We start from the raw sequence: 24,670 nt of genomic DNA, 5'->3' as shown, positions 1-24,670 counted from the left end.
AAACGATGAGCTACACCAATTTCACCCTCGACATCGACGCCGACGGCATTGCGCTGGTCACCTGGAACATGCCGGACCGCTCGATGAACGTCCTCACCGAGAAGGTGATGCGCGAGCTGAACGCCATTGTCGACAAGGTGGCGGGCGACGCCGCCATCAAGGGCGCGGTCATCACCTCCGGCAAGGATACGTTCTCAGGCGGCGCCGACATCACCATGCTCCAGAAGATGCTGACGACCTTCGCGACTGAAAAGGGCAAGGATCTCGAAAAGGCCACCAGGGCGCTGTTCGAAAACGCCGGCATCATGACCGGCCTGTTCCGAAAGCTGGAAACATCGGGCAAGCCGTGGGTTTCAGCAATCAACGGCACCTGCATGGGCGGTGCCTTCGAAATGTCGCTGGCCTGCCATGGCCGCGTCGCCGCCGATTCCGACAAGGTGAAGATGGCGCTCCCCGAGGTGAAGATCGGTATTTTCCCGGGCGCCGGCGGCACCCAGCGGGTGCCGCGTCTCACCGACCAGCAGCAGGCGCTGCAAATGCTGACCTCCGGCCAGAACCTGTCGCCGCAGAAGGCGAAGTCGATGGGCCTGATCCACGAGATCGCCGAGCCGGCCAAGCTGGTCGAGACTGCGAAGGCCATGATCAGGAACGGCCTCAAGCCGGTAGCGCCGTGGGACGAGAAGGGATTCAAGTTGCCCGGCGGTCCGGTCTATTCGGCGGCGGGCGCCAATCTGTGGCCCCCGGCCATCGCCATCCTGCGCCGCGAGACCTATGGCAATTATCCGGCCGCCGCGGCGATCCTGAAATGCGTCTATGAGGGCCTGTTGGTGCCGTTCGACACCGCGCTCAGGATCGAACAGCGCTATTTCACGGAGATCATGCAGACCAAGGAAGCGGCGGCGATGATCCGCTCGCTGTTCGTGTCGTTGCAAGAACTCAACAAGGGCGCGCGCCGCCCGGCCGGCGTGCCGGAAACCAGGTTCAAGAAGATCGGTATTCTCGGCGCCGGCTTCATGGGCGCCGGTATCGCCTATGTCACGGCCAAAGCCGGCATTCCGGTGGTGCTGCTCGACCGCGACATGGAGTCCGCCGAGAAGGGCAAGGCCCATTCGGATGGCCTGATCTCGGATCAGGTGAAGAAGGGCCGTGCCAAGCCTGAGGACAAGGACAGGCTCCTGTCGCTGATCACGCCGACATCGGACTATGCCGACCTTGCCGGCTGCGATCTCGTGGTCGAGGCGGTGTTCGAGGATTCCGCGGTGAAGAAAAGCGCCACCGAACAGGCGGAAGCGGTGCTGAAGTCGTCGGCGGTCTTGGCGTCGAACACCTCGACCATTCCGATCACCGCCCTGGCCAAGAATTCGGCGCGGCCGAAGAATTTCATCGGCATCCATTTCTTCTCGCCCGTCGACAGGATGATGCTGGTCGAAATCATCCTTGGCAAGAAGACCGGTGACAAGGCGCTGGCCACCGCGATCGACTTCGTGCGCGCCATCAAGAAAACGCCGATCGTCGTCAACGATACGCGCGGTTTCTACGTCAACCGCTGCGTCCTGCGCTATATGTCGGAAGCCTACAAGATGTTGATCGAGGGCGTTCCGGCGCCGATGATCGAGAACGCCGCCAAGGCCGCCGGCATGCCGGTCGGCCCGCTGGCGCTGACCGACGAGACGGCCATCGACCTCGCCCAGAAGATCATGAAGCAGACCATCAGGGATCTCGGCGACAAGGCGGTCGACCCGAAGCAGATGGCGCTGATCAACACCATGGTCGACGACCACGGCCGCTTCGGCCGCAAGAACGGCAAGGGCTTCTATGACTATCCGGCCAAGCCGGCCAAGAAGAAGCTGTGGCCGGGCCTTAGGGAGTTCTATCCGCAGCTCAAGCCGGAGAAGGTCGACTATGCGGAATTGCAGCAGCGCCTGCTGGTCACCATCGCGTTGGAAGCGGCTCGGGTGATGGAGGAGGGCATCGTCACCGATCCGCGCGAGGCCGATGTCGGCTCGATCCTGGCCTTCGGCTTCGCGCCCTATACGGGCGGCGCGCTGTCCTACATCGACGGCATCGGCGCCGGGCAGTTCGTCAAGATCGCAAAGGGCTTGCAGAAGAAATACGGCGCCGAGTTCAAGGTGCCCAGGCTGCTGCTCGACATGGCCGAAAAGGGCGAGACTTTCTACCAGCGCTTCGACCCCTACGCGAAGGGCGACGTGAAGCAGGCGGCCTGAGCGTGGTCGGAATCAAAGGTGCCGCGGCGTCCCTTGCGCGTCCGAAAAGACGCGCCGCGCCGTAATGTATGTCTGGGGGCGCCTTGCGCGTATGATGGCCACGGCGGGCAGCCGTGGCTCCTACCAGATGGGTGATGAAAGCCGGTTGGCCTTTCGCTGCCTGCCGACGGACATCGATTTCAACCGCCATCTCAACAATGCCCGCTATATGATGCTGGCGGACCTTGGCCGCATCGATATCTTCATCCGCGCCGGCCTCATCACTCTGGCGAGAACGAATGGCTGGGCGCCGATGATCGGCGGGCTGCAATCGGCCTATGTGCGTGAGATCAAACTGTGGCGGCGTTTCGAAGTGGTGTCTTCGATCGAGACCTGGGAAGGCAGCCAGGTCATCGGCAAGCACCGTTTCGTCCTCGACAATGGCGAGACCGCCGCATTGATCATGACGACAGCCGGCGTCTACGACCGCGCCGCCCGGCGCTTTCTCGATATTGACGAGGTCGTCGCCGCGCTTGGCCGCTCCGCCCAGCCGCGTCCGCCCAGCGAAGCCGAGCGGGCGTTCATGGCCTCGCACCGGAACCTCCGCGAGCAGGCCAAGCGGATCGGTTGACCCGGGAACCGGAATTGGCGCGGCCAGCAGGAAGATGTGATGCGATGCCACAGCCGGTGGACAAACCTTCATTCGAAGACTAGAAAGGAAAGGCATTTTTTCCTTTTTGCAAGGAGAGCGGAATTGCTCTCGCATGACCGTGTTTGGGCCGCCATCGACGCTCTGGCCGAGCGGTATTCGCTCTCGGCTTCCGGCTTGGCGAAGCGGGCCGGCCTTGATTCGACTGCCTTCAACAAGTCGAAGCGACTGTCGTCGGACGGCAGGCCACGCTGGCCCTCGACCGAATCGCTGGCCAAGATCATCGAGGCGACGGGCGCTTCGCTCGACGAATTCACCGGGCTGATAGAAGGTCGGGCCGGCCACGGCGCGATGCCCGCCCGCAGGCGTGCCGTTCCGCTGCTCGGCTTTGCCCAGGCCGGCGCCGGCGGGTTTTTCGACGATGCCGGCTTCCCGGCCGGTCAAGGCTGGGATCTGGTGGAACTGCCGGCGCAATCGACCGAGAGTTCCTATGCGCTTCAGGTGCAAGGCGATTCAATGCTGCCGCTCTACCGCAATGGCGACGTGCTCATCGTCGAGCCGGCAGCCCTCATCCGCAAGGGCGATCGCGTCGTCGTCAAGACGACGGGCGGCGAGGTGATGGCCAAGGTGCTCGATCGCCAGACCGCCAGGTCGATCGCACTGGTTTCGCTCAATCCCGATCATCCGGACCGCGACATTCCCATGCGCGAGGTTGAATGGGTGGCGCGGATCGTCTGGGCAAGCCAATAGGGTGCGGGCTGGTGCGGCTTCCTCATCTTGTCCTTGCGGTTCTGATGGTCCCTGGAATGGCCGCGCTGGTAGTCGCCGGCGGCCGCGCGCTGAAGAGCGGCGAAGCTGCCGTCGCGGTGGAACAGATCGATCCGAGCGCCGATACGGTCTCTCAGCCAGGCACCGACGGCGTGCCGGAGGAGCCGGCCACATCGGCCATTGCCGCTCCGCCGCCCCCCGCCGCTAGCCCGCACTCGCGTGCGATCGATCCCCAAGTCGTGGCGCCGCCGGAGCTTCCCAGCAAGGAGCTGGAGCGGGTGGAGCCGCGCGCGCCGTTGAGCAAGCTGGCGCTGGCCATGCCGCCCAAGCCGAAAATGCCGGACGACTGGAAAGGGACGAAGCTGTTCCAGCCGGTCGCGCCCGCCGCCGGACTGATCGAGGCGAAGGGCTATTCTGTCGCGGTTTCCGGCGTCGACATTGTCGGGCAGGACGAGACCTGCACCTCGGACGGTAAATCCTGGCCCTGCGGCGTCCGCGCGCGCACGGCGTTCCGCGCCTTCCTGCGCGGCCGGGCGGTGGTCTGCGCCGTGCCGCCGGAAGGCGGCCGCGACCTGATCGCCGCCGACTGCCGGATCGGCAAGCAGGATGTCGGCCGATGGCTGGTCGAGAACGGCTGGGCGCGCGCCGCCAAAGGCGGCCCTTACGTCGAAGTCGGGGAAAAAGCGCGCAGCGAAAGGAAAGGCATTTTCGGATCGGCGCCAAGCCTTTCAGGCGTGCCTTCGATGCCGGCCGCGCGCGCCCCGGCGCCGCAAGCGCCGGGCTCGATCTTGGAAGAGGTCGGCGGCATTCTCAAGCCAGCTGACCAGCCAACGCCTTCTGAATGAGCCCGCGCGTCTCGGCGATGCCGTAGAGTGCCGCGAACGAGCCGAAGCGCGGTCCGCGCTCCTGCCCGATCAGCACCTGGTAGATCATCTGGAAGAAGGCGCCCGAAACGCCCGGACCACCTTCGGGGCTCTTCTTGGAATGATCCTGATAGCGTTCCACCTTGCGGGCGACGTTGAGCGCGGCGTTCTGGATCGCCTCGCCGTCCGAGCCCGCCGGCAGGGCGCCGAGCGCCTGATCCAACGCTTCCAGCGCCTCCCGCTCGACGTCGTCGGGCGCGCGGAAGGTCTTCGTCGGCTTCACGAAATCGTCGAAATAGCGGATCGCATAACCCGTCAGCCTGTCGAGCTCAGGGTGGGTCGCCGGCGTCACGCCCCGCACATGGCGCGAGATGAAGCCCCACAGCACGTCCTTATTCTGCGCATTGGAGGCGCTGACCAGGTTGAGCAGCAGCGAGAACGGCACGGGCATATCGATGGCGGGCGGATTGCCGTCGTGCATGTGCCAGACCGGGTTGCCCAGCCGTTCCTTCCAGTCCTGCCTCCGATAGGCTGCAAGGAAGGCGTAATATTCGTCCACGGCCCGCGGGATGACGTCGAAATAGAGCTTCTTGGCCTGCCGCGGCCGCTGGTACATATAGAGGCCCAGGCTCTCCGTCGGCGCGTAAGTCAGCCATTCGTCGATGGTCAGCCCATTGCCCTTGGATTTGGAGATCTTCTGGCCGTTCTCATCCAGGAACAGCTCGTAGACGAAATGCTCCGGCGCGTGCCCCCCCAGGATGTTGCAGATGCGGTCATAGACCACCGCATTGGTCTGATGGTCCTTGCCGAACATCTCGAAATCGACGCCAAGGGCCGCCCAGCGCATGCCGAAATCGGGCTTCCACTGCAGCTTCACCTTGCCGCTGGTAACCGGCAGCGTGGTCTCGGTACCGTCATCGTCGAAGGTGATGGTGCCCGCCCTGGCATCGACATGCTTCATGGGAACGTAGAGCACGCGGCCGCTCTTCGGCGAGATCGGCAGGAACGGGCTGTAGGTCGCCTGCCGCTCCTCTCCCAGCGTCGGCAGCATCACCGCCATGATCTGGTCGTAGCGTTCGGCCGCGCGCAACAGCATCGCGTCGAAGCGGCCGGTCTTGTAGTACTGCGTCGCGCTGGCGAACTCGTAGTCGAAGCCGAACGTGTCGAGGAAGCGGCAGAGCATCGCGTTGTTGTGGTCGGCGAAACTCGCATAATCGCCGCCGAAAGGGTTGGGCACCGAAGACAGCGGCTTGTGCAGGTGCGGCTCCAGCGCCGCGCGATCCGGCACGCTGTCGGGTATCTTGCGCATGCCGTCCATGTCGTCGGAAAAGCACAGCAGCTTGGTGGCGACCTTGTCCTGCGTGATGACGCGGAAGGCATGCCGCACCATCGACGTGCGCGCCACCTCGCCGAACGTGCCGATATGCGGCAGGCCGGACGGGCCATATCCGGTTTCGAACAGCACCGTTTGCGGGAGTTCGCGGCCCTTGTAGCGCTCAATGATCTTGCGGGCTTCCTCGAACGGCCACGCCTTGCTTTCGGCCGCCGCCGTCAGCACTTCGGGATTGAGATCGATGATGTTTGATCCCGCCATGTCACTGTTTTCCAAATTAGACGCCGGCAAAGCCGCAAGTGAGGATTTTCAACCGGTCTCTATGCGCGCCTGACCGGAGCGTCAACGAGCGCGGCGCTTTTTCCTTGCAGCGCAGGGAACGCGTTCCTACCTTCGCAGCCCGTATCGAGGAGTTGTTGAATGCCGACCCCGCATGAAGCGCTGATCTACCTGATGGTCATCACCTCCGCCTCCGACCGCGACATGACGGATGTCGAGCTGGCGCGGATCGGCGAGGTCGTCCGCTCATGGCCGGTGTTCGAGGATTTCGACCACGACCGCCTGGTTGGCGTCGCCCAGGCCTGCCAGAAGAAGCTGCATGAAAAGGGCGGGCTGGAGGGTGTCCTGGCAAGCGTGGCCGAGGCCCTGCCGGAGCGCCTGCGCGACACCGCCTATGCGGCCGCCTTCGAGGTCGCGGCCGTCGATCTCGAAATGCGGATGGAGGAGGTGCGGGTGCTCCAACTCATTCGCCTCAAGCTCGATCTCGACACGCTGACCGTCGCGGCGATCGCCCGTGCGGCCAAGGCGCGCCTGCGTACGCTGACCTGAGCGGCGACACTCAACCCGGAAGAAACTGACCGGGACCGGATCAGAAGAAACTGACCGGGAAATAGCGCAGGTAGAACTCGGCGAACGTGCCTTTCAGCGAAATCTCCTGCAGCGCGTAGTCGAGAGCGGCGGCCAGCGCCGGGTCATCGGATCGGGCGGCGATGGCCATGCCCGAACCCAGATATTCCGGCGCCAGATAAGGTCCGCCGGCAAAGCGGCAGCAGCCGGCCGCATCCGAACCGCCCAGCCAAAAGGCGAAACGCATGCCGTCGCCGAAGGCGGCATCGATCTTGCCGGCCTTGAGGTTGGCGTAGAGGTCTTCCGGCCTGTCGAAGGTGACGACCTGAACGGTGTTGAAATAATCGCGCAGCATGCGCTCATGCGCCGAGCCTGATATCACGCCGACACGCTTGCCGCGCAGCTTGGCGAACAGCGGCTCGGTCAGCGCCTCGCCCTTCGGCATGATGAAGCGCGCCGGAAATTGCAGGTAGGACCGCGAGAAGGCGTATGTCTGGCGTGACTGCGGCGTCGCGGCGATGCCGGCGATGATCGCTTCGCCTTCGCCTTTCTCAAGCGCTCCTTCGAGCTCGGCCCAGGGCAATGCCTGGATCTGACATTTGTCGACGATGCCGAGCTCGGCGCAGATGGCGCGCGCCAGGTCGATGTGGAAACCGGACAGCTTTCCCGCGCCGTCCAGGAAGTTGAAGGGCGGGAAATCGGTTGTGGTCAGGAACCGCAGCCGCGGCAGTGCGGAGAGATCCGGTTTCGGCAGCCGCTCCTTGGCATCCCACAGCACCGGCACCTGCGGCTCGGCCGCGCGCGCGCCCTCCCCCGACGCCAGCGACGCGATCAGCATCGACGCAAGGACGAGAGACCTCCGCTGGAACGCCATGATAAACTTCCACCGCACCTGTGTTCGCATCGGTTCTGGTACGAAAATAGTACAGGCACAATGCTTTTTGATTTCAACGCGTCGATTTCAGGATATGCTTTAGCAGGTTTGCAAACAGCGGTGGCTGCCCTGGTGGGGGACCAGGGTCGAGAACCACAACCACAAGGCAACGCTTTGCAATCCCTGGTCGGTGGCGAAGTGCCAACAAGGCACGGATCATCGATTTCAACGAGGCAACATGGGGTTTGATGTTGCGATGGGTCAGTTCGATCGCACGCTGGAATACATAGATCACCTGCAGCATGCCGGAACGGCGGCTGCGGTTTGTGAGAGGCTGTTGGGCATAACGTCGGATTTTGGCCTGACCGCTCTGATGGCGGGCACTGTGCCGCAACCGGGCACGCCGACCGGCCAGCAAAAGCAGCATGTGCTGCTTTGCGACTGGCCTGTCGAATGGCTGGAGCGGTACGTGGCGCGCAACTATGTCGATCACGACCCGATCGTCAGTCACATGAAACAGTTGCAGGCGCCGTTCCAGTGGCGGGAAGCGGCCCAGGGCGTTAGCATCGACAGAAGCAGCGGCGAAGTGATGGGCGACGCCGTCGTGTTCAAGCTGCGCGACGGGCTGGCCTTCCCGCTGATCACGCTCGACGGCCAGATCGTCATGGTGTCACTGGGTGGCGAGGCCGTGGAACTGTCCGCCGCCGAGTTCGGCCTGGTGTCGCTGGTGTCGACCTATGCGGTGGGCCGCGCCATGCAGCTTCACACGAAGGCCAGCAAGACCATCGATAGCGTAGAGCTGACACCGCGCGAACGCGAATGCCTGCAATGGGCCGCCGTCGGCAAGTCCGAATGGGAGATTTCGCAAATCCTCGGCATCTCCGAACACACGTCGGAGAAACACCTCCTTAACGCCAAAAGCAAACTCGGCGCCGTCAACCGCGTACAGGCAGTCGCTGAAGCGATAAGGCGCGGCTATATTAGTTAGGTCGGCCGGGTCGGCCTAGAAATTCCTGCCTACGTGATCGCGTAATTTTCTTGCGAGGGCACGGCCGTATCTTCCTCTTGAACAGGAGACGGCAAAATGATTTTTTCCCTTACAACAAAAGAACTGATGGAACATCCCGATCTGTGGGAGGCCGTGCATCGGCTGCGCTACAGGATTTTTGTCGAGGAAATGGGGTGGGAGGACCTGCGGCGCCCCGATGGCTTCGAGATCGACCAGTTCGATCATGACGAAGCGGTGCATCAGATCGTCATCAGAGGCAACGAGGTCGCGGGCTATCAGAGGATGTTGCCGACCACGCGGCCACATCTCTTGACCGAGGTGCTGGCCGATCTTTCCGTGGGAACGCCGCCGTCGGGTCCGAACATCTGGGAACTGACCCGCTATGCAGTGGCACCCGGCTTTCGCGACGGCCGCCGAGGCGTTTCGACCGTCGGTACCGAGCTCATTGCCGGCTTCGTCGAGTGGGGGCTGAAGCGCGGCGTCGACAAGGTGATCATCGAGTTCGAGCCGATGTGGGTGCTGCGCGCGCTGCAGCTGCATTTCCTGGCCACGCCGCTGGGCTATCAGCGCACCTATGGCAACCAGCAGGTCGTCGCGACGCTGCTCACCTTCAATGAGCACACGCTGGATGTGGTGCGTTCGCGCCGCAATCACCACGCTCCCGTTCTGGCCAGGGGATATCCCGATATGTTCGGGCAAAGGCGGGCGTCATGAGATCGGAAACGGCCATGAACGCGCACCCGCAACCCGAACTGCGCAACCACACGCTGATCGTCACCGTATCGTCGACCGACGGCCGGCCGGTGCTCGACAGAAGGGCCTATGAAAGCCTGGCAAGGACGTTCCACGAAGCCGCCGACAATGACGATGTGCGTGTCGTCGTGCTGCGCGGTCTGGCGGGCTGCTTCTGCCTCGGCGGCGATTTTTCCGAATTTCTCGACGCTACCAAGCACCAGAAGCTGATCGCCGCCGTCACCGACATGTTCCGCACGCTGGCGACGTTCCCCAAACCCATACTGGCCTGTGTCGACGGCGATGCGGTCGGCGTTGGCTGCACCATCCTGTTCCATTGCGACATGGTGATCGCGTCCGCCGAAAGCACGTTCCGGGTGCCGTTCGTCGATTTCGGCCTGGTGCCGGATGCCGCGACCAGCATCCTGGCGCCGCAGAAGCTCGGCTACGCCGGCGCCTTCCGCTTTTTCTGCCTCGGCGACACGCTGCGCGCCGACGACGCCAGGGCGCTCGGCCTGGTCGCCGAGATTGTCTCCGAAGGCAGCGTCGAGGAGGCAACCCTCGGCCGGGCAAGGCAGCTCGCCAGGAAGCCGGTCGCCGCGCTGCTGCAGACGCGCGGCCTGCTCAAGGGGAACCCCGCGGAACTTTGCGAACGCATCGATCAGGAGATTTCGTTGTTCCAGCAGGCGCTGCAGGACGACACCACGTTGCGGCGGCTGCAGCGGATTGCCCGGTTGGCGGCCTGAGCGTCGCGCCGAAGGCGTTGCGCCACGCGGTCCAGTGCCGCGTGGCGCAGGCACCGTCAGTCCTGTTTTGCCAGGAATGACGGCCCTTCGCCGATGATTTTCTTGTCTTCCTTGCCTATGATGTCGAGGTCGCGGCCGTCATAAGGCAGCGACAGGAGGATGCGCCGCATCACCGCCAGCCGCGCGCGGCGCTTGTCGTTGGCACGCACGATGATCCAGGGAGCGAATTCCTTGTGGGTGCGCTCGAACATGGTATCGCGCGCCCTGGTGTAATCGTCCCACTTGGTAATGCCGGCAATGTCGATCGGCGAAAACTTCCAGCTCTTCAGCGGACTGTGGCGGCGATCGTGAAATCGCTCGAGCTGCGTTTCCCGGCCGATGTTCAGCCAGAATTTAAAGAAGTGGATGCCGTCATTGACGATCATCCTTTCGAAGTGCGGTGTCTCGTCGAGAAACTTCTCGTGCTGTTCTGGCGTGCAGAAGCCCATCACCGGTTCGACGCCGGCGCGGTTGTACCAGGAACGGTCGAACGTGACGAATTCGCCCGCGGTCGGGAAGTGGTCCGCATAACGCTGGTAGTACCATTGCCCCAGCTCGGTCGGCGTCGGCTTGGTCAGCGCCACGTTGCGTGCCGTGCGCGGATTGAGGTACTGGCGCAGGACGAAAATCGTGCCGCCCTTGCCGGCCGCGTCGCGGCCCTCGAACAGCGCCATCATCCGCCTGCCTGTCGACTGCAGCCACGCCTGCGCCTTGACCAGCTCGATCTGCAATGCCTCGAGCGTCTCGTCATATTCGTCGCTTTTCATCTTCTTGTCGTAGGGATAGCCGCCCGCGGTCAGCTTGCGCTCCTCGATCCAGTCCGGCAGTGCTGGATTCTCGATGTCGAACTCCCGCTCCTTGCCGTTGATCCTGAGCTTCAGCGGCCCCGGGGTCGGCGCGGCGGTGTTTTCCTTGGCTTTTTTCATCGAGACGAACCTTTCCAGCTTACGGACTCGTGCTATTGAGCCATTGCAGTGCCGCGCGCCGCTTCAGACGCAAGGGGCGCTGCACTTTTGGATTTTGCGCATGATCCTTTCCGAAAATCGATTCTGATTTTTCGGCGTCATGCGCCAGGCCGGTCCAGCGAAATTGCCGGACCGGGAGCGGGGCGCAGGCGCGAATGGCGGACCAGGGCGCAGACGAGAAGGGTATGGCGCAAGCGCTTGCCGCGCGGCTGTGGAACAGCCGATGGTTGCTGGTCGCCGGTCTTGTCGCGGTCATGGCGGTTTATGCCTTTGCGGGCATTTCCGCCTATGTGCTGCTGCCGGCGCTGGCTTTGCTGCTGGTGGCGGCGATGATACCGGCTGGAGCCACGCGCCAGCCCGGCGAAAGCGGCGCGGCGATCGAGGCCATCGGCCTGCAACGCCTGTCCGGCGAATATCTGGCGGCGGCCGTCGCCGACCCCTTGATCATCTTCGACCATGCCGCGGCCATCGTTCATGCCAACGCCGCCGCCTTCGCCGCCTTTGGCGGCATCGCGCCTGGCGTATCGCTGTCACTGAAATTCCGGGCGCCGGAAATGCAGGCTCTTCTGGACGGTGTGCTGTCGGGCGAGGTCGCGTCGGATGTCATCGACTACACCGAGAGGCTGCCGGTCGAGCGGACTTACCGGGTCAGCGCCTCCTCGGTCGGTCACGGCACCGATCTCTACGTGATGGTGTTCAAGGACCAGAGCGAAGCGCGCCGCATCGACCGCATGCGCGCGGATTTCATCGCCAATGCCAGCCACGAATTGCGCACGCCGCTCGCCTCGATATCGGGTTTCATCGAAACGCTGCGCGGACCGGCCCGCAATGACCCGGCGGCGCGCGAGCAGTTCCTGCAGATCATGCAGAACCAGACCGGCCGCATGGCACGCCTGATCGATGACCTTTTGTCGCTGTCGCGGCTGGAGATGAAGCCCTATCTGCGGCCGGGGACCGAGGTCGACCTGCGCCAGACCGTCGACAGCGTCATCGATTCGCTGGCCCCGCTGGCGCGGGAAAACGGCGTCGTCATCGAGCGGGATTTCGCCGACGGCCCTCTCGACGTGCCGGGCGACCGCGACGAACTGTTCCAGGTCTTCGAGAACCTTCTGGAAAACGCCTGCAAATATGGGCAGTCGGGCGGCCGCGTGGTGGTGTCGATCGAGCGCGGCGACGCCGAGGGCGAAGCGGGCATCGACGTGACGATCAGGGATTTTGGCCCCGGCATTCCCGAGGAGCACATTCCGCGCATCACGGAGCGCTTCTATCGCGTCGACGTCGAGAGCAGTCGAACCCAGAAGGGCACAGGCCTTGGCCTGTCGATCGTCAAGCATATCCTGACGCGCCACAACGCCAGGCTTTCGATCAAGTCCGAAGTCGGCAAGGGCGCCGCCTTCTCGGTCCATTTGCCGGCGGCCTGAGCCGCCCTAGTTTCCAAGCTGCCATTTCTTTTTTCTGTCATCCGGTTAGCGTATCAGCGGGGATTCGAGGAAACGACTCAAAATCAGATCATCCGTGGGAAGGCATCCGGTCATGCAGTCCGTGCACATAGTCAGCGCCTATGACGAGGAGCTGAAAGATCTGTCGAAGCGCATCGCCGCCATGGGCGGACATGCCGAACGCATGGTCGAACAGGCGATCTCCGCCCTGGTCAATGCCGATCCCGGCCTTGCCCAGAAGGTGATCCGCGACGACGCCGTCCTCGACGAAGGCCAGCGCGAAATCGACGACAGGGCAATCATCATCATCGCCCGGCGCCAGCCGATGGCGACGGACTTGCGCGAGATCGTCGGCGCGATCCGCATCTCGGCCGATCTCGAGCGGGTCGGCGATCTCGGCAAGAATGTCGCCAAGCGTGTGGTGGCGGTTGCCGACGGGCGCCAGCCGACCAGCCTGTTCCGCGGCCTCGAAGCCCTGGCCGACCTGGCGTTGACCCAACTCAAGGAAGTGCTCGACGTCTACGCCTCGCGCTCGGTCGAAAGGATCGGCTTCGTACGTGACCGCGACGACCAGATCGACGCCATGTACACGTCGCTGTTTCGCGAATTGCTGACCTACATGATGGAAGATCCGCGCAACATCACGCCCTGCACGCATCTGCTGTTCTGCGCCAAGAACATCGAACGCATCGGTGACCATGCCACCAACATTGCCGAGACGATCTACTATATCGTCACCGGCGACCAGATGCCTGCCGACCGGCCGAAGGGCGACAAGACGGACAAGATCGGCCTTTCCGCAACGCAGCCGATCAAGTGAACGCACTTTCTCTCGAACGCTTGGTCGTATTGCGCTAGACTATCCCTGAGGCAAGCCTGCTGGTTCCCAGCAAAGGCAGTGCTTCGGGAGGCTGCGATGGAATATGTCCGGGACTTCAAGCCCGCGCCGCCGACATCGGCCGTCATCGCCTCCAGCGTCTACACAGCCGGGCGCCGCATCGCCGACATCCCGATCGAGGAAGCCGGCACATGGGCCAGGAAAGCGGGACACGTCGTGTGGATCGGGCTGCTTGAACCCGACCGCGAGCTTCTGCTGCGCGTGCAGGCGCAATTTCATCTGCATGAGCTCGCAATCGATGATGCCGAGCATCCGCACCAGCGGCCGAAGATCGAGCAATATGGCGATGCGCTGTTCATCGTCGCCCGCACCGCGCAGCTGATCGAGGGCCGCGTCACCTTCGGCGAGACGCATCTGTTCGTGGGCAGCGGCTACATCGTCAGCGTCAGACACGGCCCTTCGACATCCTATGCTGTGGTGCGCCAGCACTGGGAAAGCTGCCCGCATTCACTGGCCAAGGGCGAGGATTTCGTCCTCTATGCCATTCTCGATTTCATCGTCGACAACTACATGCCGGTGCTCGAGCAGATCGAGGATGAGGTCGAGGCGATCGAGGACCGGGTCCTGCTGAAGCCGATGACCGGCCCCGATATCGAACGCCTTTATATGCTGCGTCGCGATCTGTTGCGGCTGCGCAATGCCGCACTGCCGCTGGTGGAGGTCTGCCGCCGGCTGACCAGCGCCGACCTGCCGCAGATCCATTCAGCCATGCACCCGCTGTTTCGTGACGTGACCGACCATATCCGCACCGTCCAGGAAAAGATCGACAGCTTGCGCGAAGTGCTGGCCTTTGCTTTCGAGGCGAGCCTGCTGGTGGGCCAGAGCCAGGAAACGGCGATCTCCAAAAAGCTCGCCTCATGGGCGGCAATCCTGGCTGTGCCGACAGCCTTCGCGGGAATATACGGCATGAATTTCAGCGACATGCCGGAACTGAAGATGGAATACGGCTACCCGATGGTGCTGCTGGCGATCGCGCTGATCTGCAGCTTCCTCTACTGGCGGTTTCGCAAGAATGGATGGCTGTGAGAGTAGGGCAGTAGGGCAGTAGGGCAGTAGGGCAGTAGGGCAGTAGGTTAAGAGCACGCTCGGGAGCGCAAATTCAAAACAGACTGCCCTACTGCCTTAGTCCCCTTATCTATTCCGCCTCCGCTCCGCTGCCGGCTGGAACGCCACGCGGGCATGGTATTTACAATAGGGGCCGGTTTCGGCGGCTTCGTTGCCGCAGAAATTGAAGTCCTCCGACAGCGGATCGCCGTTCGGCCATTTGCAGGTGCGCTCGGTGAGTTCGGTGAGCTGGAGATGCCGCGAGATCGGCACCACCACATTCTCGACCGGCCGGATATAGTGGCGGGCCACCGGCTCGGCATCGAACTGCGCTTGCAGCGCCGTTGCTCCGATCGATGTCGTGACGTGGCGGGTCGCACTCGCGGGGCGCGACACCGATTTCTGCGCGCCCGACCCTTGCGCCGTCTTCTTCTGGCGTGCCGGCGCTGCCGTGGCGCGCCCGCGGCCCGACAATTTCAGCCGGTGCACCTTGCCGATGACGGCATTGCGGCTGACCCCTCCAAGCTGGGCAGCAATCTGGCTTGCGCTCAGACCCTCCGACCACAGTTTTCTCAAGAGTTCGACCCGCTCGTCAGTCCAATTCATGACCGCGCTCCTGCTAAGCGTACGGCAATCGGAATCCATTCCCGGCCCAGCACCACTGCTGGGGCAGACACCACATATATCTGGTGATTAGGTCCGCCGCACGAAATCTAGTTATTTCCCGACTACAACTACCTTATGCGCTGACTCGGTGACAAGAGTCCGAAGTGCAACACGAATCGGTTTTTTCGGTTTTCCCCAACTTGCCAGCTCACTTATGAGCCGGCGTCCCGTCGGGAGGCTTGCCGCGCGCCACTACGCGACGTTTTCGTTGACTTCATGGCTGAAAAACCCGATAAGCCGCAAAGGCCGCCGCTTTGGCGGCTTTTTTGATTTTCCGGTTCCGGAGACGCATATAATGAGCGGTTCGGCGCTTTTCGAGACCTTTGCTCGCGCACCCCTGGCCTTCGATCACGGGGAAGGCACTTGGCTGGTTACCGACAAGGGCGAGCGATATCTCGACTTTGCCGGCGGCATAGCCGTCAATTCGCTGGGCCACGGCCATCCGCATCTGGTCGCGGCGCTCACCGAGCAGGCTGCCAAACTCTGGCACGTCTCCAATCTCTACGAGATCCCGGGGCAGAGCCGGCTCGGCGAGCGGCTGGCCGACGCCACCTTCGCAGACAAGGTGTTCTTCACCAATTCTGGCGCCGAGGCGCTGGAATGCGCGATAAAGACGGCGCGGCGCTACCATTTCGTCAAGGGGCATCCCGAGCGCTTCCGCGTCATCACTTTCGAAGGCGCCTTCCATGGCCGCACGCTGGCGACCATCGCGGCCGGCGGCCAGTACAAATATCTCGAAGGTTTCGGCCCGAAGGTCGAGGGTTTCGACCAGGTCGGCTTCGACGATATCGACGCCGCCGAAAAGGCGATCACGCCGGAGACCGCGGCGATCCTGATCGAACCGGTGCAGGGCGAGGGCGGTATCCGCCCGGTGCCGACACAATCGCTGAAGCGGCTGCGGCAGCTCTGCGACCAGCACGGCCTGCTGTTGATCTACGATGAGGTCCAGTGCGGCATCGGCCGCACCGGCAAGCTGTTCGCGCATGAATGGTCGGGGGTCGCTCCAGACATTATGGCCATCGCCAAAGGCATTGGCGGTGGCTTCCCGATGGGCGCCTGCCTTGCCACCGACGAGGCGGCTGTCGGCATGACCGCGGGCGTCCACGGCACTACGTTCGGCGGCAACCCGCTGGCCATGGCGGTCGGCAATGCCGTGCTCGACGTGGTGCTGGAGGAGGGCTTCCTGGCGGATGTGCAGCGCAAGGCGCTGTTGTTGAAGCAAGGGCTGGCAGGGGTGGCCGACGAATTCCCCGAGGTCATCGAGGACATCAGGGGCACGGGGCTGATGCTGGGCCTCAAATGCGCCATGCCCAACGGCAAGGTGAACATGGCGCTGCGCGACCAGCATCTGCTCGCGGTTCCGGCCGGCGACAACGTCATTCGCCTGCTGCCGCCGCTCACCGTCACGGACAGCGAGATCCATGAAGCGCTGGAGCGCATTCGCGCCGGCGCCAAGGCCCTGTCCGAGGCCATCGCCGCTGAAGCCGCGAAGTAAATTCGAAAGCTCCTGATGTCACTTCGTCATTTCACCGACCTCTCCGCCGTTTCCGAAGGCGACCTGCGCTCCATGCTGACCGACGCAGTGGAGCGCAAGGCGCGCCTCAAGGCGGGCGAGCGCTCGAAACCGCTCGAAGGCAAGGTGCTGGCGATGATCTTCGACAAGCCGTCGACGCGCACGCGTGTCTCCTTCGATGTCGGCATGCGTCAGCTTGGCGGCGAGACCATCATGCTGACCGGCACCGAGATGCAGCTCGGCCGCTCCGAGACCATCGCCGACACAGCCAAGGTTCTGTCGCGCTATGTCGACGCCATCATGATCCGCACCACCTCGCATGAGCGGCTGCTGGAGCTGACCGAGAATGCGACCATCCCGGTGATCAACGGGCTCACCGACGATACCCATCCTTGCCAGCTGATGGCCGACATCATGACCTTCGAGGAGCATCGCGGTCCGGTCGCCGGCAAGACCATCGCCTGGACCGGCGACGGCAACAACGTGCTGCATTCGCTGCTGGAAGCCTCGGCGCGGTTCCGCTTCAACCTCAACGTCGCGGTGCCCGAAGGCAGCGAGCCGGCGCAGAAGCATGTCGACTGGTCAAAGGCGCATGGCGGCAAGCTCTCCTTTACCCGCTCGCCAGAGGAAGCCGTCGACCAGGCCGACTGCGTCGTCACCGACTGCTGGGTGTCGATGGGCCAGGAGCACCGTGCCCGCGGCCACAATGTGTTTTCGCCCTACCAGGTCAACGCCAAGCTGATGGCCAAGGCAAAGCCCGACGCGCTGTTCATGCACTGCCTACCGGCGCATCGCGGCGAGGAAGTGACCGACGAGGTCATCGACGGTCCACATTCGGTGGTCTTCGACGAGGCCGAGAACCGGCTCCACGCCCAGAAGGCCGTGCTTGCCTGGTGTCTTGGGGCCTGAAGTGGACTTGAAGTGTCTTGGCGCTTGACGTGCCGGGGAACTTGATCTCCGGAGGCGCGATGCCTATCTGCGCGGCATCACGCAAATCAAGCGCGTTTAGACGCATGCTCCCCAAAGGGCGGCATGGCCGCGCCCTGGAGCTTTGTCATGCTGGAAACCCATCAAGTGGCTGAACATCACCCCAAACTCGGCGAATTCGGTTACGCCGGCGATGATCACGTCGTGCCCTTCGAGGTCGGCCCGCTCGATGTGCGCGGCCGCACCGTGCAGCTTGGACCGATGCTCGACGCGATCCTTGGCCGCCATGATTATCCCGAGCCGGTCGCCCGGTTGCTGGCGGAAGCCTGTGTGCTGACGGTGCTGCTAGGCACCTCGCTCAAGTTCGAGGGCAAGTTCATCCTGCAGACCCGCACCGACGGCCCTGTCGACATGCTGGTCGCGGATTTTTCCACGCCCTCGGCGCTGCGCGCCTATGCGCGCTTCGATGCCGACCGGCTGGAGGCGCTGATTGCGGCCGGCGAGACCTCGCAGCAAACGCTGCTCGGCAACGGTGTGCTGGCGCTGACCATCGACCAAGGTGCTCACACGCAGCGCTACCAAGGCATCGTCCAGCTCGACGGCGAGACCCTGGAAGAGGCCGCGCGCACCTATTTCCGCCAGTCGGAGCAGATCCCGACCGATCTCCGGCTTTCCGTCGCCAAGCTTTTGACGCCCGGCCCCGGCGGCGCGCGCGAGCAGTGGCGGGCAGGCGGCATCCTGGCGCAGTTCCTGCCGCAGGCCTCCGAGCGCATGCGCGTTCCTGACCTGCCCGGCGGGGATGGCGATCCGCGCGAGGAGATCCACGATCCCACAGACAATTCCTGGCAGGAATTGCTGGCGCTGCTCGGCACCATCGAGCCGACCGAACTGATCGATCCGACCATCGGCGCAGAGCGGCTGCTCTATCGTCTGTTCCACGAGCATGGCGTGCGCGTCTTCGGCGGCGTTCCCGTCGCCGATCAGTGCTCATGCTCCCGCGACAAGATCCGCGGCATCCTCGAGGGCTTCTCCGCGCAGGAGATCAAGGACAGCACCGAGGACGGCGGCATCCACGTCGCTTGCGAGTTCTGTTCGACGCAATATGACTTCGACCCGGCGGAATTTACGACTCAGTAGGGGTCTTGTTTCTCCCCGTTCTACGGGGATAAGGGGCCCAAGAGCGGATGAGGGGCGGCGCTGCCCCTCATTCCTGCCGGACATTTCTCGCCGTATAGTGACGGGGAGAGAACGACGCTGTCGCCGATTTCGCCTCGTCTAATTCACCGTCCGCCTTGTCCCCGGCAGGTCGAGTGAGAAGGCGGGGATGGCGATGTCGAATGTCTCGCCCCGCTCGTTGCGCATGGTGTAGTGACCGACCATGATCCCCGACGGGGTCGAGAGCGGACAGCCCGACGTGTATTGATAGCTGTCGCCGGGATTGAGTTCGGGCTGATCGCCGACCACGCCGGCACCTCGCACTTCCTCGACCCGGCCGGCGCCGTCGGTTATGTGCCAATAGCGCGACAACAGCTGCACGAATTCGTCGGACTGGTTGTCGATCGTTATCTGGTAGCCCCAGACATAGCGGTTTTCCGAAGGATCCGAGCGGTCCTCGAGATAGAACGGCCTGACCTGCACTTCGATGTTGCGCGTGACGGCGCGGTACATGAGCGGCTCCAAAACAAATCCGGTGTGGAACATTCGGCGCTCTTTGCGGTTCGATCAACCGTGCGCGTCCGAGTTGCTGTCCCTGAAGGGCAGGTGCCGACAAACAATGTCATTTGAGTGACACATGACAATGATGGTGTGCACCAGCAATGCCGGGCGACTCGGGCGCTCTGTCGAACTGTCGAAAACGGCCGCCAAGCGGGCCGGGTTTTCTGGAGTGACCGGATATCGATGGAACTCGCTCTCATAACCGGCTCGCTTTCGATCGCTCTCATCGCCTCAAATCTCGCCAGCATCCTGCTCGCCTGCTCGCGCCTGAAACGGCGCGCCGCCATCGCGCCGCCGGCCGGCAAGCCGCTGCCTGTCTCGATCGTCATCCCGGCGCGCGGCGTCGAGCCGTTTACCCATGAGACGCTTGAGCGCGCTTTCTCGCTCGACTGGCCGCGCTACGAACTGATCTTCTGTGTCGCCCATGCCGACGACCCCGCGGTCAAGCCGATCCGCGCCGCGATTGCCCGCTTTCCAGCCGTGCCGGCCCGCCTGCTCACCGGCGACGACCGCGTCAGCGCCAACCCGAAACTGAACAACTGCGTCAAGGGCTGGGAGGCAGCGCGCCATGACTGGGTCATTCTCGCCGATTCCAACGTGCTGATGCCGAAAGACTACGTCCAGCACCTGATGGCGGCATGGCGGCGGGACACCGGCCTGGTTTGCTCGACGCCGATCGGTTCGCGGCCCGACGGCTTCTGGGCAGAAGTCGAATGCGCTTTCCTCAACACGCTGCAGGCGCGCTGGCAATATGCCGGCGAGGCGCTTGGCCTCGGCTTTGCCCAGGGCAAGAGCATGTTGTGGAACAAGCAGATGCTCGACGCCAATGGCGGCATCCGTGCGCTCGCCGCCGAGATCGCGGAGGATGCCGCGTCGACCAAACTGGTCAACAGGCTCGGCCTGCGCGTCAATCTCGTCGCTTCGCCCTTCGAGCAGCCGCTCGGGCAGCGCATGCCGGGCGAGATCTGGTCGCGCCAGGCCCGCTGGGCGCGCCTGCGCCGCGTCACCTTTCCGCTGTTCTTCGCACCCGAGATCCTGACCGGCGTGGCGGCTCCGCTCGTGCTGGCATTGATCGCCGCGGCCAGCGCCGGCGTCAGCCTGCCCATGACAGCGCTTTGCGTGCTGGCGCTCGCCTACCTGCCGGAATGCATGCTCGCCTCGGCAAAGGGCTGGTATCTGTCGCCGCGCATCGTCACCGCGATGATCGCACGCGACCTGATTTTGCCCGCGATCTGGATGCGCGGTTGGCTGGGCGGGGCCGTCGACTGGCGCGGCAACGCCATGACCATCGGCACCCAGGCGGCCGAGCTCGAAGAGACGCCCTCCCGCGCTTGATGTCGGCGGTTCAGCTTGATGTCGAGGAAGGTTATCGTATATACAAAAATTGTTGAACTAGGCTCTATTTTTGTGTATACAATAACCTATGGAGCGCCCCGACGGCGATGCTGTTCGAGTGGGATGAAAACAAGGCAAAGACAAACAGGGCCAAGCATGGCGTGGATTTCGCGATCGCTCCGTCCTTCGATTTCGCCAATGCAGTTATCCGGCTCGATGACAGCGAGGATTTAGGCGAGGATCGTCTTGTTGCCATCGGTCTGATCGAGGCTGGCGTTTATGTGATGGTCTATGTCGAGCGAAGCCATGCGATCCGCGTAATTTCGCTACGCAAGGCAACGAGACAGGAGATTACGGACTATGTCGAAAACCTCTAAGACGATCGTGCGCCGCGAGGCTACTCCCCCAAAGCAGTCGCGCGCTGATGCCTTGGGGCTCGCCAGAAAGGCGCTTGGCGCGAGGACCGACGAGGAAGATGCTGCGATCACTGCCGCCGCCGAGGCCGATCCGGATGCGCAGCCGACCGATGCCGCTTCGCGCCGCAAAGTTGGCCGACCGCCGCTTGCGCGACCCAAACGTGCGGTACAGTTGCGCCTCGACGCCGATGTTGTCGACCGTTTCAGGGCCGGTGGTGATGGCTGGCAGACGCGCATGAACGAAGCATTGCGCAAAGCGGCAGGCCTGTAATCCTCGGTCTGCCACCAGTCCTCATCGGGCCTTCAACGCCTGCGCGATGTCGTCCAGCAAATCGTCGGTATCTTCCAACCCGACCGACAGCCTGAGCGTGCCGGGTCCGATGCCGAGCTCGGCGCGCGCTTCGTCGCTGAGGTTCTTGTGCGTCGTCGTCGCCGGATGGGTGATCAGGCTTTTGGCGTCACCGAGATTGTTCGAGATCAGGACGATGTCGAGCGCGTTCTGCAAGGCGAAGGCACCCTGCTTGCCGCCCTTGACGTCAAAGCAGATCAGGGTGGAGCCGCCCGACATCTGCTTCTTCACGACGTCAGCCTGCGGATGGTCGGCGCGCCCGGGATAGATCACGCGGGCGATCTCCGGCTGCTCGGCCAGAAAATCGGCGATCTTGCCGGCGCTCTCCGTCTGCTGGCGCACGCGCAGCGGCAGCGTTTCCAGGCCCTTCAGCAGCGTCCAGGCATTGAACGGCGACAGGCTGGGGCCGGTATGGCGGAAATAATCGTGCAGGTTCTCGTCGATCCACTTCTTGTCCGACAGAATGACGCCGCCGAGACATCGGCCCTGGCCATCGATGTGCTTGGTCGCCGAATAGACCACGATATGCGCGCCGAGCTGCAACGGCTTCTGCTGCAGCGGCGTGGCGAAGACATTGTCCACGACTAGCCGCGCGCCGATCGAATTGGCAAGCGAAGCGACGGCGGCGATGTCCACCACCTCAAGCGTCGGGTTGGTCGGGCTTTCCAGGAAAAACAGCTTGGTGTTGGGCCGAACCGCCTTTTCCCAATTGGCGATGTCGGTGCCGTCGACCAGCGTCGCCTCGATGCCGTAGCGCGGCGCCAGCGTCTCGACCACCCAGCGGCAGGAGCCGAACAGGGCGCGCGCCGCAACGATATGATCGCCGGCCTTGACGCTGCACAGGAGGGCTGCCGTCACCGCCGCCATGCCGGACGCGGTGGCGCGCGCGTCCTCGGCGCCTTCGAGCGCGCACATGCGCTTCTCGAACATGTCGACGGTCGGATTGGCGTAGCGCGAATAGATGAAGCCCGGTTCCTCGCCCTTGAAGCGGGCTTCGGCGGCTTGGGCCGTCTCATAGACATAGCCTTGGGTCAGGTATATCGCCTCGGAAGTCTCGCCGAAGCCGGAACGCAGGGTTCCGCCATGCACGAGTGCGGTCTGAGGCTTCCAGTTGCGCGTCTTGCTCGTCATCGTCCTATCCAAACACAAAAAAACCGGCCGCGAAAAAGTCGCAACCGGTCCATGCGGCCTTGCGGCCCGACGGTCCTTTAGCGACTTGTTTAACGTGGCTGCAAGCCGACCGGCCAAATCACCACGGGATAACGACCCTTTAGACCCGCGCCACGCTTGCGTCAATTGCCGGCTTCATTAAGAGACTTGTACCAGCAGAGCGGAGCCAGACTTTGCGGCAGACAGGAATTCTTCCCGATCAGGACATTGCGGCGCTGTTCCAGTCCGGCGCGCTGAAGTCGTCGCGTGCGCTCGACGCCGACCAGATCCAGCCGGCCAGCCTTGATCTGAGGCTCGGCGACAAGGCGTGGCGGGTGCGCGCGTCCTTCCTGCCGGGTCCCAACCACAAGGTCAGTGAAAAACTCGACCGGCTGAAGCTGCACGAGATCAGCCTGGCCGACGGCGCCGTTTTGGAAACTGGCTGCGTCTACATCGTGCCCCTGCTCGAAAGCCTGGCGTTGCCGGCGGAAATTTCGGCGTCCGCCAATCCCAAGAGCTCGACCGGGCGGCTCGATATCTTCACCCGCGTGATGACCGATCGCGGCCACGAGTTCGACAAGATCGCCGCCGGCTATCATGGTCCGCTCTATCTCGAAGTCAGCCCACGCACCTTCCCGATCGTCGTGCGCGCCGGCTCGCGCCTTTCGCAGATACGCTTCCGCACCGGCAATGCGCTGCTCTCGGAAGCAGAGTTGCATCAATTGCACCGGGCCGAAATGCTGGTCGCCACCGAACCGCCGAACATCTCCGGCGGCGGCATCGCATTGTCGATCGATCTCAACGGCGACAGTGACGGGCTGGTCGGCTATCGCGGCAAACACCATACCGGCCTCGTCGATGTCGACAAACGCGCGGCGCAGGAGATCGTCGACTTCTGGGAGCCGATCCACAAGAGCGGCGCCGGCGAGCTGGTGCTCGATCCGGACGAGTTCTACATCCTCGTCAGCCAGGAAGCGGTGCATGTGCCGCCGCTCTACGCGGCCGAAATGACGCCCTTCGATCCACTGGTGGGCGAGTTCCGTGTCCACTATGCCGGCTTCTTCGATCCGGGCTTCGGCCACTCGGCGGCCGGCGGCACCGGCAGCCGCGCCGTGCTCGAAGTGCGCAGCCATGAGGTGCCGTTCATCCTCGATCATGGCCAGATCGTCGGCCGGCTGGTCTACGAGCATATGCTGAAGCGGCCGCAGGCGCTTTACGGCACCGAGCTCGGCTCGAACTACCAGGCGCAGGGCCTCAAGCTGTCCAAGCACTTTCGCGCCGCGCCCTGAACGCTCATCACCGTCAGGCAAGATACTTGCCTGCGCCGGCTCGCCATGCTTGGCTACCTCGCCGGCCGCCGACGTGGCGGCGCTCAAGGGGAATGAAAATGCAGATTTCGAAATGGATCGTATCGACGGCGGCCGCCGCCATGCTGACGCTTGGTGCCGGCGTCCTGTCGGTGCATGCGGCGGAGAAAATCAAGATCGGCACCGAGGGCGCCTATCCGCCGTTCAACACCATCACGCCCGACGGCAAGGTCGAGGGCTTCGACATCGACATCGCCAACGCCTTGTGCGCGCAGATGAAGGTCGAATGCGAGATCGTCACCCAGGACTGGGACGGCATCATACCGGCTCTGCAGGCCAAGAAGTTCGACGCCATCATCGCTTCGATGAGCATCACCGAGGAGCGCAAGAAGCAGGTTGCGTTCACCCACAAATATTATACGACGCCGCTGTCGCTCGTCGCCCTGAAGGACAGCGACATCGCCTCGACCGAACCGGCGGCACTCACCGGCAAGACGGTCGGCGCCCAGGCGGCGACCACGCAGGCCAATTACGCCCAGGACGTCTATGGCAAGGCCGGCGCCGAAGCGAAGCTCTATCCGACCCAGGAAGAGGCAATCACCGATCTCCAGAACGGCCGCCTCGACGCCGTCCTTTCCGACAAGTTCGTGCTGATGGACTGGATGAAGAAGGCGAGCGACGGTTGCTGCAAGATGGTCGGCGACGTCAAGGGCACCGAGACCGAAGCCGGCATTGCCGTGCGCCTCGAGGATACGGCGCTGCGCGACAAGCTCAACGCAGCCATTGACGCCATCGTCGCCGACGGCACCTACAAGAAGATCCAGGACAAGTATTTCGACTTCGATATTTATTGAGATGGAAGCTGCCGATCTCCTCCCACCAG

General features: G+C 63.4%; 25 protein-coding genes and 1 riboswitch. Of the genes, 19 read left to right on the top strand and 6 right to left on the bottom strand.

The genetic code is table 11. From position 1 onward, the window contains the following. Positions 1-5: 5 nt before the first annotated feature. The 4 genes from FJ953_RS16525 (at position 6) to FJ953_RS16510 (ending at position 4,466) form a co-directional block, all read left to right on the top strand. On the top strand, positions 6-2,225 hold the full coding sequence (locus FJ953_RS16525) for a 3-hydroxyacyl-CoA dehydrogenase NAD-binding domain-containing protein (RefSeq protein ID WP_140624809.1): 2,220 nt from the start codon (positions 6-8) through the stop codon (positions 2,223-2,225). A gap of 64 nt (positions 2,226-2,289) precedes the next feature. Then, complete coding sequence (locus FJ953_RS16520; protein ID WP_140624808.1) at positions 2,290-2,835, top strand: thioesterase family protein; 546 nt, start codon at positions 2,290-2,292, stop codon at positions 2,833-2,835. 123 nt (positions 2,836-2,958) lie between these two features. After that, positions 2,959-3,603, top strand: a complete 645-nt coding sequence (locus tag FJ953_RS16515) for a helix-turn-helix transcriptional regulator (RefSeq protein ID WP_140624807.1) — start codon at positions 2,959-2,961, stop codon at positions 3,601-3,603. An 11-nt stretch (positions 3,604-3,614) separates the two neighbouring features. Beyond that, complete coding sequence (locus FJ953_RS16510; protein WP_348640298.1) at positions 3,615-4,466, top strand: thermonuclease family protein; 852 nt, start codon at positions 3,615-3,617, stop codon at positions 4,464-4,466. Here the strand turns inward: FJ953_RS16510 and FJ953_RS16505 are convergent. Then, entirely contained in the window at positions 4,432-6,078 is a 1,647-nt protein-coding gene (locus FJ953_RS16505; RefSeq protein WP_140624806.1) for a lysine--tRNA ligase, read from the bottom strand. The two genes, FJ953_RS16510 and FJ953_RS16505, sit on opposite strands and share 35 nt — an antisense overlap. Before the next feature lie 159 nt (positions 6,079-6,237). Between FJ953_RS16505 and FJ953_RS16500 the strand changes: the two genes are divergently transcribed. Beyond that, entirely contained in the window at positions 6,238-6,645 is a 408-nt protein-coding gene (locus tag FJ953_RS16500) for a tellurite resistance TerB family protein (RefSeq protein ID WP_140496659.1), read from the top strand. 40 nt (positions 6,646-6,685) lie between these two features. Here FJ953_RS16500 and FJ953_RS16495 read toward each other — a convergent pair whose 3' ends face one another. After that, on the bottom strand, positions 6,686-7,537 hold the full coding sequence (locus FJ953_RS16495) for a transporter substrate-binding domain-containing protein (RefSeq protein WP_140624805.1): 852 nt from the start codon (positions 7,535-7,537) through the stop codon (positions 6,686-6,688). Between the two features lie 256 nt (positions 7,538-7,793). On the opposite strand from FJ953_RS16495, the gene FJ953_RS16490 reads away from it, so the two are divergent. The 3 genes from FJ953_RS16490 to FJ953_RS16480 all read left to right on the top strand — a co-directional run bounded on the left by FJ953_RS16490 (position 7,794) and on the right by FJ953_RS16480 (position 10,024). Next, positions 7,794-8,525, top strand: a complete 732-nt coding sequence (locus FJ953_RS16490; RefSeq protein ID WP_140564989.1) for a LuxR family transcriptional regulator — start codon at positions 7,794-7,796, stop codon at positions 8,523-8,525. 96 nt (positions 8,526-8,621) lie between these two features. Next, the gene (locus FJ953_RS16485; RefSeq protein ID WP_140496654.1) at positions 8,622-9,260 is read left to right on the top strand and encodes an acyl-homoserine-lactone synthase; all 639 of its coding nucleotides are present in this window, start codon (positions 8,622-8,624) and stop codon (positions 9,258-9,260) included. Positions 9,261-9,274: 14 nt separating this feature from the next. Continuing rightward, positions 9,275-10,024, top strand: a complete 750-nt coding sequence (locus tag FJ953_RS16480; protein ID WP_140496652.1) for an enoyl-CoA hydratase-related protein — start codon at positions 9,275-9,277, stop codon at positions 10,022-10,024. Positions 10,025-10,080: 56 nt separating this feature from the next. Here the strand turns inward: FJ953_RS16480 and ppk2 are convergent, their stop codons facing one another. Next, positions 10,081-10,989: a polyphosphate kinase 2 gene (gene ppk2 / locus FJ953_RS16475; RefSeq protein WP_140496649.1), complete on the bottom strand. Its 909-nt coding sequence runs from the start codon at positions 10,987-10,989 to the stop codon at positions 10,081-10,083. Positions 10,990-11,183: 194 nt separating this feature from the next. Here ppk2 and FJ953_RS16470 point away from each other — a divergent pair, with 194 nt between their 5' ends. The 3 genes from FJ953_RS16470 (at position 11,184) to FJ953_RS16460 (ending at position 14,391) form a co-directional block, all read left to right on the top strand. After that, on the top strand, positions 11,184-12,449 hold the full coding sequence (locus FJ953_RS16470; protein ID WP_140523956.1) for an ATP-binding protein: 1,266 nt from the start codon (positions 11,184-11,186) through the stop codon (positions 12,447-12,449). A 112-nt stretch (positions 12,450-12,561) separates the two neighbouring features. Next, positions 12,562-13,287: a phosphate signaling complex protein PhoU gene (phoU, locus tag FJ953_RS16465; protein WP_140496645.1), complete on the top strand. Its 726-nt coding sequence runs from the start codon at positions 12,562-12,564 to the stop codon at positions 13,285-13,287. A gap of 96 nt (positions 13,288-13,383) precedes the next feature. Further along, complete coding sequence (locus tag FJ953_RS16460) at positions 13,384-14,391, top strand: magnesium and cobalt transport protein CorA (RefSeq protein WP_140624804.1); 1,008 nt, start codon at positions 13,384-13,386, stop codon at positions 14,389-14,391. A gap of 105 nt (positions 14,392-14,496) precedes the next feature. Here the strand turns inward: FJ953_RS16460 and FJ953_RS16455 are convergent, their stop codons facing one another. After that, positions 14,497-15,015, bottom strand: a complete 519-nt coding sequence (locus FJ953_RS16455) for a GcrA family cell cycle regulator (RefSeq protein WP_140496642.1) — start codon at positions 15,013-15,015, stop codon at positions 14,497-14,499. A 355-nt stretch (positions 15,016-15,370) separates the two neighbouring features. On the opposite strand from FJ953_RS16455, the gene FJ953_RS16450 reads away from it, so the two are divergent. From FJ953_RS16450 to FJ953_RS16440, 3 genes are all read left to right on the top strand, one after another. Then, a complete protein-coding gene (locus tag FJ953_RS16450; protein ID WP_140523959.1) occupies positions 15,371-16,570 on the top strand; it encodes an aspartate aminotransferase family protein in 1,200 nt (399 codons plus the stop codon). Positions 16,571-16,585: 15 nt separating this feature from the next. Continuing rightward, complete coding sequence (argF, locus tag FJ953_RS16445; RefSeq protein ID WP_140550033.1) at positions 16,586-17,497, top strand: ornithine carbamoyltransferase; 912 nt, start codon at positions 16,586-16,588, stop codon at positions 17,495-17,497. A 123-nt stretch (positions 17,498-17,620) separates the two neighbouring features. Continuing rightward, entirely contained in the window at positions 17,621-18,652 is a 1,032-nt protein-coding gene (locus FJ953_RS16440) for an Hsp33 family molecular chaperone (protein WP_140513251.1), read from the top strand. 138 nt (positions 18,653-18,790) lie between these two features. Here the strand turns inward: FJ953_RS16440 and apaG are convergent, their stop codons facing one another. Beyond that, positions 18,791-19,183, bottom strand: coding sequence for a Co2+/Mg2+ efflux protein ApaG (gene apaG, locus FJ953_RS16435; protein ID WP_140496634.1), 393 nt, complete (start codon positions 19,181-19,183; stop codon positions 18,791-18,793). A gap of 231 nt (positions 19,184-19,414) precedes the next feature. Between apaG and FJ953_RS16430 the strand changes: the two genes are divergently transcribed. From FJ953_RS16430 to FJ953_RS16420, 3 genes are all read left to right on the top strand, one after another. Further along, on the top strand, positions 19,415-20,566 hold the full coding sequence (locus FJ953_RS16430; protein ID WP_140560867.1) for a ceramide glucosyltransferase: 1,152 nt from the start codon (positions 19,415-19,417) through the stop codon (positions 20,564-20,566). 107 nt (positions 20,567-20,673) lie between these two features. Further along, the gene (locus FJ953_RS16425) at positions 20,674-20,943 is read left to right on the top strand and encodes a BrnT family toxin (RefSeq protein ID WP_140624803.1); all 270 of its coding nucleotides are present in this window, start codon (positions 20,674-20,676) and stop codon (positions 20,941-20,943) included. Then, the gene (locus FJ953_RS16420; protein ID WP_140496628.1) at positions 20,927-21,253 is read left to right on the top strand and encodes a BrnA antitoxin family protein; all 327 of its coding nucleotides are present in this window, start codon (positions 20,927-20,929) and stop codon (positions 21,251-21,253) included. The genes FJ953_RS16425 and FJ953_RS16420 overlap by 17 nt, the downstream gene beginning before the upstream one ends. A 21-nt stretch (positions 21,254-21,274) precedes the next feature. Here FJ953_RS16420 and FJ953_RS16415 read toward each other — a convergent pair whose 3' ends face one another. Beyond that, complete coding sequence (locus tag FJ953_RS16415) at positions 21,275-22,462, bottom strand: O-succinylhomoserine sulfhydrylase (protein WP_140513257.1); 1,188 nt, start codon at positions 22,460-22,462, stop codon at positions 21,275-21,277. A 57-nt stretch (positions 22,463-22,519) separates the two neighbouring features. Beyond that, positions 22,520-22,597, bottom strand: a riboswitch (SAM riboswitch). 77 nt (positions 22,598-22,674) lie between these two features. Here FJ953_RS16415 and FJ953_RS16410 point away from each other — a divergent pair. Next, on the top strand, positions 22,675-23,769 hold the full coding sequence (locus tag FJ953_RS16410; RefSeq protein ID WP_140496624.1) for a 2'-deoxycytidine 5'-triphosphate deaminase: 1,095 nt from the start codon (positions 22,675-22,677) through the stop codon (positions 23,767-23,769). A 140-nt stretch (positions 23,770-23,909) separates the two neighbouring features. Continuing rightward, positions 23,910-24,641, top strand: a complete 732-nt coding sequence (locus tag FJ953_RS16405; protein ID WP_348640461.1) for an ABC transporter substrate-binding protein — start codon at positions 23,910-23,912, stop codon at positions 24,639-24,641. Positions 24,642-24,670: the final 29 nt, after the last annotated feature.

The sequence above is a fragment of the Mesorhizobium sp. B2-3-6 genome (assembly GCF_006442305.1).
Classification (GTDB): domain Bacteria; phylum Pseudomonadota; class Alphaproteobacteria; order Rhizobiales; family Rhizobiaceae; genus Mesorhizobium.
Note: the sequence above shows the minus strand (reverse complement) of the source record. Positions and strands in the feature narration are given on the sequence as shown.

Bases quoted from the DNA above. Each gene is read 5' to 3' on its own strand.
- FJ953_RS16525 (WP_140624809.1), top strand. From the start codon at position 6: ATGAGCTACACCAATTTCACCCTCGACATCGACGCCGACGGCATTGCG.
- FJ953_RS16520 (WP_140624808.1), top strand. From the start codon at position 2,290: ATGTATGTCTGGGGGCGCCTTGCGCGTATGATGGCCACGGCGGGCAGC.
- FJ953_RS16505 (WP_140624806.1), bottom strand. From the start codon at position 6,078: ATGGCGGGATCAAACATCATCGATCTCAATCCCGAAGTGCTGACGGCG.
- FJ953_RS16500 (WP_140496659.1), top strand. From the start codon at position 6,238: ATGCCGACCCCGCATGAAGCGCTGATCTACCTGATGGTCATCACCTCC.
- FJ953_RS16495 (WP_140624805.1), bottom strand. From the start codon at position 7,537: ATGGCGTTCCAGCGGAGGTCTCTCGTCCTTGCGTCGATGCTGATCGCG.
- FJ953_RS16490 (WP_140564989.1), top strand. From the start codon at position 7,794: ATGGGTCAGTTCGATCGCACGCTGGAATACATAGATCACCTGCAGCAT.
- FJ953_RS16485 (WP_140496654.1), top strand. From the start codon at position 8,622: ATGATTTTTTCCCTTACAACAAAAGAACTGATGGAACATCCCGATCTG.
- FJ953_RS16480 (WP_140496652.1), top strand. From the start codon at position 9,275: ATGAACGCGCACCCGCAACCCGAACTGCGCAACCACACGCTGATCGTC.
- ppk2 (WP_140496649.1), bottom strand. From the start codon at position 10,989: ATGAAAAAAGCCAAGGAAAACACCGCCGCGCCGACCCCGGGGCCGCTG.
- FJ953_RS16470 (WP_140523956.1), top strand. From the start codon at position 11,184: ATGGCGGACCAGGGCGCAGACGAGAAGGGTATGGCGCAAGCGCTTGCC.
- phoU (WP_140496645.1), top strand. From the start codon at position 12,562: ATGCAGTCCGTGCACATAGTCAGCGCCTATGACGAGGAGCTGAAAGAT.
- FJ953_RS16460 (WP_140624804.1), top strand. From the start codon at position 13,384: ATGGAATATGTCCGGGACTTCAAGCCCGCGCCGCCGACATCGGCCGTC.
- FJ953_RS16455 (WP_140496642.1), bottom strand. From the start codon at position 15,015: ATGAATTGGACTGACGAGCGGGTCGAACTCTTGAGAAAACTGTGGTCG.
- FJ953_RS16450 (WP_140523959.1), top strand. From the start codon at position 15,371: ATGAGCGGTTCGGCGCTTTTCGAGACCTTTGCTCGCGCACCCCTGGCC.
- argF (WP_140550033.1), top strand. From the start codon at position 16,586: ATGTCACTTCGTCATTTCACCGACCTCTCCGCCGTTTCCGAAGGCGAC.
- FJ953_RS16440 (WP_140513251.1), top strand. From the start codon at position 17,621: ATGGCCGCGCCCTGGAGCTTTGTCATGCTGGAAACCCATCAAGTGGCT.
- apaG (WP_140496634.1), bottom strand. From the start codon at position 19,183: ATGTACCGCGCCGTCACGCGCAACATCGAAGTGCAGGTCAGGCCGTTC.
- FJ953_RS16430 (WP_140560867.1), top strand. From the start codon at position 19,415: ATGGAACTCGCTCTCATAACCGGCTCGCTTTCGATCGCTCTCATCGCC.
- FJ953_RS16425 (WP_140624803.1), top strand. From the start codon at position 20,674: ATGCTGTTCGAGTGGGATGAAAACAAGGCAAAGACAAACAGGGCCAAG.
- FJ953_RS16420 (WP_140496628.1), top strand. From the start codon at position 20,927: ATGTCGAAAACCTCTAAGACGATCGTGCGCCGCGAGGCTACTCCCCCA.
- FJ953_RS16415 (WP_140513257.1), bottom strand. From the start codon at position 22,462: ATGACGAGCAAGACGCGCAACTGGAAGCCTCAGACCGCACTCGTGCAT.
- FJ953_RS16405 (WP_348640461.1), top strand. From the start codon at position 23,910: ATGCTGACGCTTGGTGCCGGCGTCCTGTCGGTGCATGCGGCGGAGAAA.